Origin of the sequence: Janthinobacterium sp. PSPC3-1, from assembly GCF_049896105.1 — a bacterium.
GTDB lineage: Bacteria > Pseudomonadota > Gammaproteobacteria > Burkholderiales > Burkholderiaceae_D > Janthinobacterium.
Map to the genome: position 1 here is coordinate 68,635 of NZ_JAFCTQ010000029.1, position 6,105 is coordinate 74,739.

General features: G+C 45.7%; 6 protein-coding genes and 1 tRNA gene. 4 read left to right on the forward strand and 3 right to left on the reverse strand.

Annotation, left to right across the window (positions count from 1 at the left end; genetic code table 11):
* Positions 1-61: 61 nt before the first annotated feature.
* The 4 genes from ACP7B7_RS23950 to ACP7B7_RS23965 all read left to right on the forward strand — a co-directional run bounded on the left by ACP7B7_RS23950 (position 62) and on the right by ACP7B7_RS23965 (position 3,512).
* Positions 62-151, forward strand: a tRNA-Ser gene (locus tag ACP7B7_RS23950).
* A gap of 486 nt (positions 152-637) precedes the next feature.
* The gene (locus tag ACP7B7_RS23955; RefSeq protein WP_426078361.1) at positions 638-1,735 is read left to right on the forward strand and encodes a DUF262 domain-containing protein; all 1,098 of its coding nucleotides are present in this window, start codon (positions 638-640) and stop codon (positions 1,733-1,735) included.
* On the forward strand, positions 1,732-2,445 hold the full coding sequence (locus tag ACP7B7_RS23960) for an MAE_28990/MAE_18760 family HEPN-like nuclease (protein WP_426078362.1): 714 nt from the start codon (positions 1,732-1,734) through the stop codon (positions 2,443-2,445). The genes ACP7B7_RS23955 and ACP7B7_RS23960 overlap by 4 nt, the downstream gene beginning before the upstream one ends.
* Entirely contained in the window at positions 2,445-3,512 is a 1,068-nt protein-coding gene (locus ACP7B7_RS23965; RefSeq protein WP_426078363.1) for a DNA cytosine methyltransferase, read from the forward strand. Before ACP7B7_RS23960 ends, ACP7B7_RS23965 begins: the two co-directional genes overlap by 1 nt.
* 266 nt (positions 3,513-3,778) lie before the next feature.
* On the opposite strand, the gene ACP7B7_RS23970 is transcribed toward ACP7B7_RS23965, so the two are convergent.
* The 3 genes from ACP7B7_RS23970 to ACP7B7_RS23980 all read right to left on the reverse strand — a co-directional run.
* Entirely contained in the window at positions 3,779-4,924 is a 1,146-nt protein-coding gene (locus ACP7B7_RS23970) for a hypothetical protein (RefSeq protein WP_426078365.1), read from the reverse strand.
* Positions 4,921-5,424 (reverse strand): DUF4365 domain-containing protein, encoded by a 504-nt coding sequence (locus ACP7B7_RS23975; protein WP_426078366.1) that lies wholly within the window; start codon positions 5,422-5,424, stop codon positions 4,921-4,923. The genes ACP7B7_RS23970 and ACP7B7_RS23975 overlap by 4 nt, the downstream gene beginning before the upstream one ends.
* A gap of 372 nt (positions 5,425-5,796) precedes the next feature.
* Positions 5,797-6,105, reverse strand: a 309-nt coding sequence (locus ACP7B7_RS23980; protein ID WP_426078367.1) for a hypothetical protein, incomplete at its 5' end; no start/stop codon positions are given.

Consider the following 6,105-nt stretch of genomic DNA (forward strand, 5'->3'; position numbering starts at 1 on the left):
TCGCGCCATCTTCAGCGCAGCCATTGGTAAGCCCGCAAGCTTTATGTATAATGCAGGCTCTGGAAGCGTGGCCGAGTGGTTGAAGGCACTAGTCTTGAAAACTAGCGACGGGTTAAACTGTTCGTGAGTTCGAATCTCACCGCTTCCGCCAGGAAATAAAAAACTAGCCACCCTCGGGTGGCTTTTTTTATTTCCTGGCGGAAGCGAGCAGGGCGCCTGCGCGCCCTGCGTGTGAGATTCGAAGGGCTGGGCGTATCTGCCCAGCCCGCCCCGAATCCTCCACCTGCTGCCGCTGCGCGGCAGCCCCGCGCGCCATGGGCGCGCGTTTGTGGTTCTAATCAGGTTTCGACTGAGCTTGCTTCTACGGCGTCCTTCGCATCAGTTCGTGTCTGAATGGCGGACCTGACCCCCGCTTCGGTTAGTGTTATTAATTCACCACCATCTTGTTAGAGCTATGAAGGTGCGAAGTCGATAGCATTAAAGAATGCGATACGCCCGGCGGCCATGCTTGTTGTCAAGGCAAATACTGTATAATTCTTAGATTTTTGGTTAGTTTAAGGTGCTTTAAAAACATCTGTTGCATCAACATATCGTATTGATTTTTAATTTGTAGCGATCTAATTCAGGGAAATATATTATGGCAAGAGCGCGTAGAGTTGCACCAAGCGACCAACAAAAAAGGGACGCCGAATCGGCAGTATCTATGGTGGCTCGCCAAGTTAAATTTACCATTGCAGAATATCCGGTGTCTATGTATGTGGGACGTTTTTCCAATGATACGAATGACCGCTATTTTGTGCCAGAATATCAGCGCAACCTTGCGTGGAGCGATACCCAAAAAGCGCAATTCATAGAGTCTTTAATTGTAGGGCTCCCTATTCCCTTCATGTTTTTTTACCAAACCGAAGATGGTCGAATGGAAATTGTTGACGGTTCGCAACGTATGCGTGCTATGCGGTCATTCATAAAAGAAAATTTATGCTTACAAGATTTAGTACTAATACCAGAACTGAATGGATTCACGTTTGATGATCTCCAAAATGACAGGAAAAATAAGCTTGAAGATATAACAATTCGAACGATTATCCTTGATACGAACACTGACCCAGCAACTCGCGCCGAGATGTTTGCTCGTATCAACCGTATGGGGACGACGGCAAATGAAGCCGAAATTCGGCGAGGATCACTACCCGGTCCTGTGACTGAGTTAATAACCCAATTGGCAGAAGACCCGTTTTTCATAGAAATGGCCCCGCTAAGTAGCAAGGCAATTAGCCAGCGAGAACGTGAAGAACTAATAACCAGATTTTTTGCGTATCTTAATAAGAATAATACACCAGATGGCAGATTTCCTGATTATCGGGATCGACCAAAGAAGTTTCTATACGATTATCTCAAAGGCGCGAATGCTGATGCTGGGCAAGCACCTGAAATTATTGATGCAATGCGCGAGGAGTTTCTTCGTATGCTCTCGTTCGTCCGGAATACTTTTGAATTTGGTTTTCGCAAGTCGGCAACTGCCAATACAATTCCTCGTGTTCGGTTTGAAGCAATAGCAGTAGGTTCAGCACTTGTTCTGCGAGATCATCCAGAATTACAGGTAGAGGCAAGATATGTTTCCGCCCGTATGGAGCAGTTGGATTTTGATGAGTTAGTGGTTTCAGATGGCGCAAATGTCCGCTCCAAATTGGAAGGTCGAATCGACTTAGTAATTTCTATCCTGACAGACGCATGACTACACTTCTGACAACATTATCGGAGCGAAAAGATGACTTCAATTTTCATCTCGCACTGGCGCAATCAATGGAAGGTCGTATTTTGGCTGGCGAGCCTGTATCTATTGGGGAGACCGCGCTCACTGCTCGCCATTTGTTGACTATGAAGTCCGGACTCATTGTTCATTTGTATAATGTTGTTGAAGCTCTGATGAGTAGAACACTTGATGAGGTCGGTAGTGCCGTGAAAAGCGCGCCGCCTGAGAAGTGGTCTGCTACTACCTTAAAGGAATGGCTTCGCTTTAGTGCAGCACTTAGTTTGGAAGGCACCGAAGAGACTCGACTTGGTGTGGTCCATAGCGCCGCCCTTAAGCTTTTGAAGGCAGAACCTTTAGGAAACCTGCAGTTTAAGAAGCCATCAGGAACTTGGTCGGATAAGTTGATATTTCAGTTTTCTAAGCGTTTAAACGTTAGTTTCGATCTTACGCCAGAAATGGCTATTAAAATACAAAAGAGTCCTATTTATCGTGATAAATCTCCGCTGGAATTCTTGGCGGACCGGAGGAATGCAATTGCTCATGGCCGCCGATCATTTGAGGATGGTGCAAATGATATGAGTTTGTCTGGTATTGAAGAGCTTGCAAACGTGACACTGGATTATATGGAATTTGCTGTTACTGCATTTCAAAAATTTGTAGATGAGAAACATTATATGGCGGTTGTAAACTAATGCTGAAATCTGAAAGAATTGTCGCGGTTGACCTTTTTTGCGGCGCAGGTGGCCTGACGTACGGGCTAGAACGTGCTGGTATTAATGTTAAGTTAGGCATAGATATTGATCCAGCGTGCGCTCATCCAATCGAGAAAAATTCTAAAGCAAAATTTCTTCAAGCCGATGTGGCAACTTTGGATGGTTCAGTTGTTGAAAACGTATTCGCCGGTGCAAAGTTTACGCTGCTGGCTGGTTGTGCTCCTTGCCAGCCCTTTTCCACTTATTCGCGTGCTGCTAAACAAAAGCACGGAATTGGTGCCGGTGAGGCGCGTAGCGAAGAATGGCGTTTAGTAGAATATTTCGGGAAGTTAATTCGGAGTACACAACCAGACTTGATAACAATGGAAAATGTTCCTCCACTTGCATTGCAGCCCGTTTTCAAAGAATTTCTTGATGGGCTCGAAGGGTATTTTGTAGATTGGAAAATTGTAGAGTGCAGCAATATCGGACTTCCTCAGACTCGCAAGCGCTTGGTTCTTATCGCATCAAAACTTGGTCCAATATCGATTCCTGAGTTTGCTCTTCCGAAAAAGACTACTAAGTCTGTAATCGGAAACCTACCAGCTATTGCCGCTGGTGCACATGATCCCTATGATCGACTTCATAGGGCGAGCAAATTGAGTTCGACTAATTTGAAGAGAATTCAGCATTCTCTACCTGGTGGGACTTGGCGAGATTGGCCAGATGACTTGCGTTCATCTTGTCACGTTAAGGAGTCTGGAGCTACATATCCGTCCGTTTACGGACGAATGAAGTGGGATGCTCCGGGGCCGACCATAACTACTCAGTGTTTTGGGTATGGAAATGGTCGATTTGGGCACCCCGAGCAAGATAGGGCAATTAGTTTGAGGGAGGCTGCTATGTTGCAGGGTTTTCCTCGGTCCTATTCATTCATTCCGGATGAGGAAGCGGTAAGTTTTGCCAAAGTAGGAAGACTTATAGGTAATGCAGTACCGGTGACCCTTGGTAAAGTTCTGGGAGACTTACTTGTCGAACACGTTAAGCTGTACACGGAACGCCATTGATCATAACAGCGTATATGTTCTGCTCATGTTTGCCCTGTGGGCAATAGTAACACGTTCCACCACCAATCGATTTGTTGAAATTAAGCATGGATTGAATTGGATGCATCACTGAAGCCGGGGTCAGATCCGTCATTCGTACACGATCTCAGCCTTGGTCATCTCCAACGCCGGTGTTAGATCCGCCATTTACATGTGATCTCAGCCTTTTCCGGTCTTTGCGCAGCTGAGGCTGTGTCGGAATGGCGGACCTGACCTTCGCTTCGGCGTTATCTCGGAAACAGCTTGCCACTCCCTACAATCTTGAAGTTCACTGGATTCAGCAACTTTACTTTGCGCGGCCTAACGTTAAGATCACCCATACAAGCTACAAGTTCCCTGTTGTCATGTGCATGGATGGCTTCTTTATAATCGGCCCCGCTTAGTTCAAATTCAATATTTTTGTCGACTCCAGCCACACTCGCCATAACAGTGATCATTCCTTGGTCACTGTCACGATCTCGATTCAATTTCTTAACGTAGCCACGGAGGATGTAACCATTTCTGACGTACTTATCTCTATAGTATTCAGCAACTTCTCGGAGTATTTGCACGTGATGTGGCGAAAAAGTAAATTTCAGAGTTCGATCATTGCCATACTGGACGTCTTTCGACAATTCGACCGACACGTTGACCTCTCGATTACGTCGCTGTCCGCTCAGGCCGATAAGTGCTTCACACATATTTGCACTCGCGCCTTTTGAAATTGCAGCATCCCAAATGCTGTACGGTTTATCCCCGTCTATTTCCTGAACGACCGTTAATAGTGCGTTTAGTCCTTCGACCAAGTTTGTCGTCACAACCCTGCTAAATGGGCTGTCGATTATGTCACTCTGGGAACTAGATGGCCTGACTACTGGCGCGATAATGTTCACAATGTAACTGCCCACGGAAGTCTGCCCTAGACGCAGCGTCGACAGATACTCGTTGGCTTCCGACGGGCGGCTACCTGAGAAATTACGGCGTTTGGAAACCGTGGTTACGGCTGCAGCGATCATCAGATCACGACCGCGCTCATGCAACATAATTCCATCAAGTAACGGTATACTTCCGTCTTCTACGTCGTTGTGCACTACTCGAATGCTGACTAAATCACATAAATAGAGCTTCAACTCCATCAACATGCGATCTGGAGATTTTCGCTCGAATTTGGCAAGGTTCGAAATCACATCCATCAGCCGTTGCCAGTAATCGCGCAGATCGTGATGTTCTGGCAATAGTATTTCAGCCTCGGCATGGTCTGGCTCGCCCCTGTGCCAAATGGATGCGACATTTTTTATTGTGGCTTGGTGAATCCAGCCAGCCGTCGTTAGGTAGGAACGAATATTGTTAAGTGGAATATGCGCCAATTTCTGTTGTAATTGCACCGCGTTCATACGACACCCCTTTCGCTTGCGAGTGTCATCAGTTGATGCAAAGCATTTGGCGTTAAACGTTGCGACAACGGGACATTGACTAAAACCTTGTCTTTGTTGCTGGAGGCCGGCAAACCTTTCAGTGAAACCCAGTAGCAGCAATGATTGAGTATCATGTTGTTGTTATCATGTGAAGTCCAAGCATTCACATCTTCAGGTACGATCATCACCACCAAATAGCTGGGCGCAACGACATTGGTGGCACGCAAGTCGTTATAGTTCTTCATTGACAGGGGAAATTTAATTTCCTCACCCGAAATGAGATTCTGCGAGGTGCACTTTAGTTGTAGGTGCAGCTGCGGGTTCCGTATCCCGCCAGCTTTCCCGAACCCCTTCCCTGCGATGATTAAATCAAGGCTGTCATCGTCGACAGTCAATGAGCCGTGATTCAACCCCGCTTGCGCAGCCATTGCGTGGACATATGCAACGTTAAAGAGTTCTTTTTGATTTGTAATGTGCATGCATGTCCCTTAATAGACCTAATCGCGCAGTCAGTTTACGGATATGGTGGTAATTTGTCAACTTTTTATTTGTGCGAAACATCTCTCCCTGTTCCGGTTTTCGACTATCAGAGGGCTTGCTTCAGTGATCAATTCCAAGCGCAAGAATAAATCTATCAATAGGGAAGTTGGGTTCAGGTCCGTCATTCGTACACGATCTAGCCTTGGCCATTTCTAAGGCCGTTGTCAGATCCGCTATTTATATGTGATCTCAGCCTTTTCGGTTTCTGCACAGCTGAGGCTGTGTCGGAATGGCGGACCTGACCCCGCGCCATTTTTAGCGGCGTCAATTAACATCATGAATACAGATGAATATCAGCAATATTGAAGTGACTAATCCAAAGATGCTTTGAGCTTGATAGCGAAGTTTGGAACATCAGATTTCAAACGATGATCAAGTGCATTGAATAATATACTAAGTTTTTTTCGATATTCATTCTTTGTTTTAATATGCTTTCCTAAAATTATGGAATTTATAAAATCCATTTCTAGTTGTCCTGAAAGTTTGTTGTGGGAAATGGTTTTATATTTTTCTAGTGCTATGCTTAAGGAGTATTTCTTGAACCGGTACGTGTCAAGATAGTTGTCGCATAATTCCGGTTTTAGAATGCGTCGATTTTGTTCTTTCCTCAGCGCGTCACG

Bases quoted from the DNA above. Each gene is read 5' to 3' on its own strand.
- ACP7B7_RS23955 (WP_426078361.1), top strand. From the start codon at position 638: ATGGCAAGAGCGCGTAGAGTTGCACCAAGCGACCAACAAAAAAGGGAC.
- ACP7B7_RS23960 (WP_426078362.1), top strand. From the start codon at position 1,732: ATGACTACACTTCTGACAACATTATCGGAGCGAAAAGATGACTTCAAT.
- ACP7B7_RS23965 (WP_426078363.1), top strand. From the start codon at position 2,445: ATGCTGAAATCTGAAAGAATTGTCGCGGTTGACCTTTTTTGCGGCGCA.
- ACP7B7_RS23970 (WP_426078365.1), bottom strand. From the start codon at position 4,924: ATGAACGCGGTGCAATTACAACAGAAATTGGCGCATATTCCACTTAAC.
- ACP7B7_RS23975 (WP_426078366.1), bottom strand. From the start codon at position 5,424: ATGCACATTACAAATCAAAAAGAACTCTTTAACGTTGCATATGTCCAC.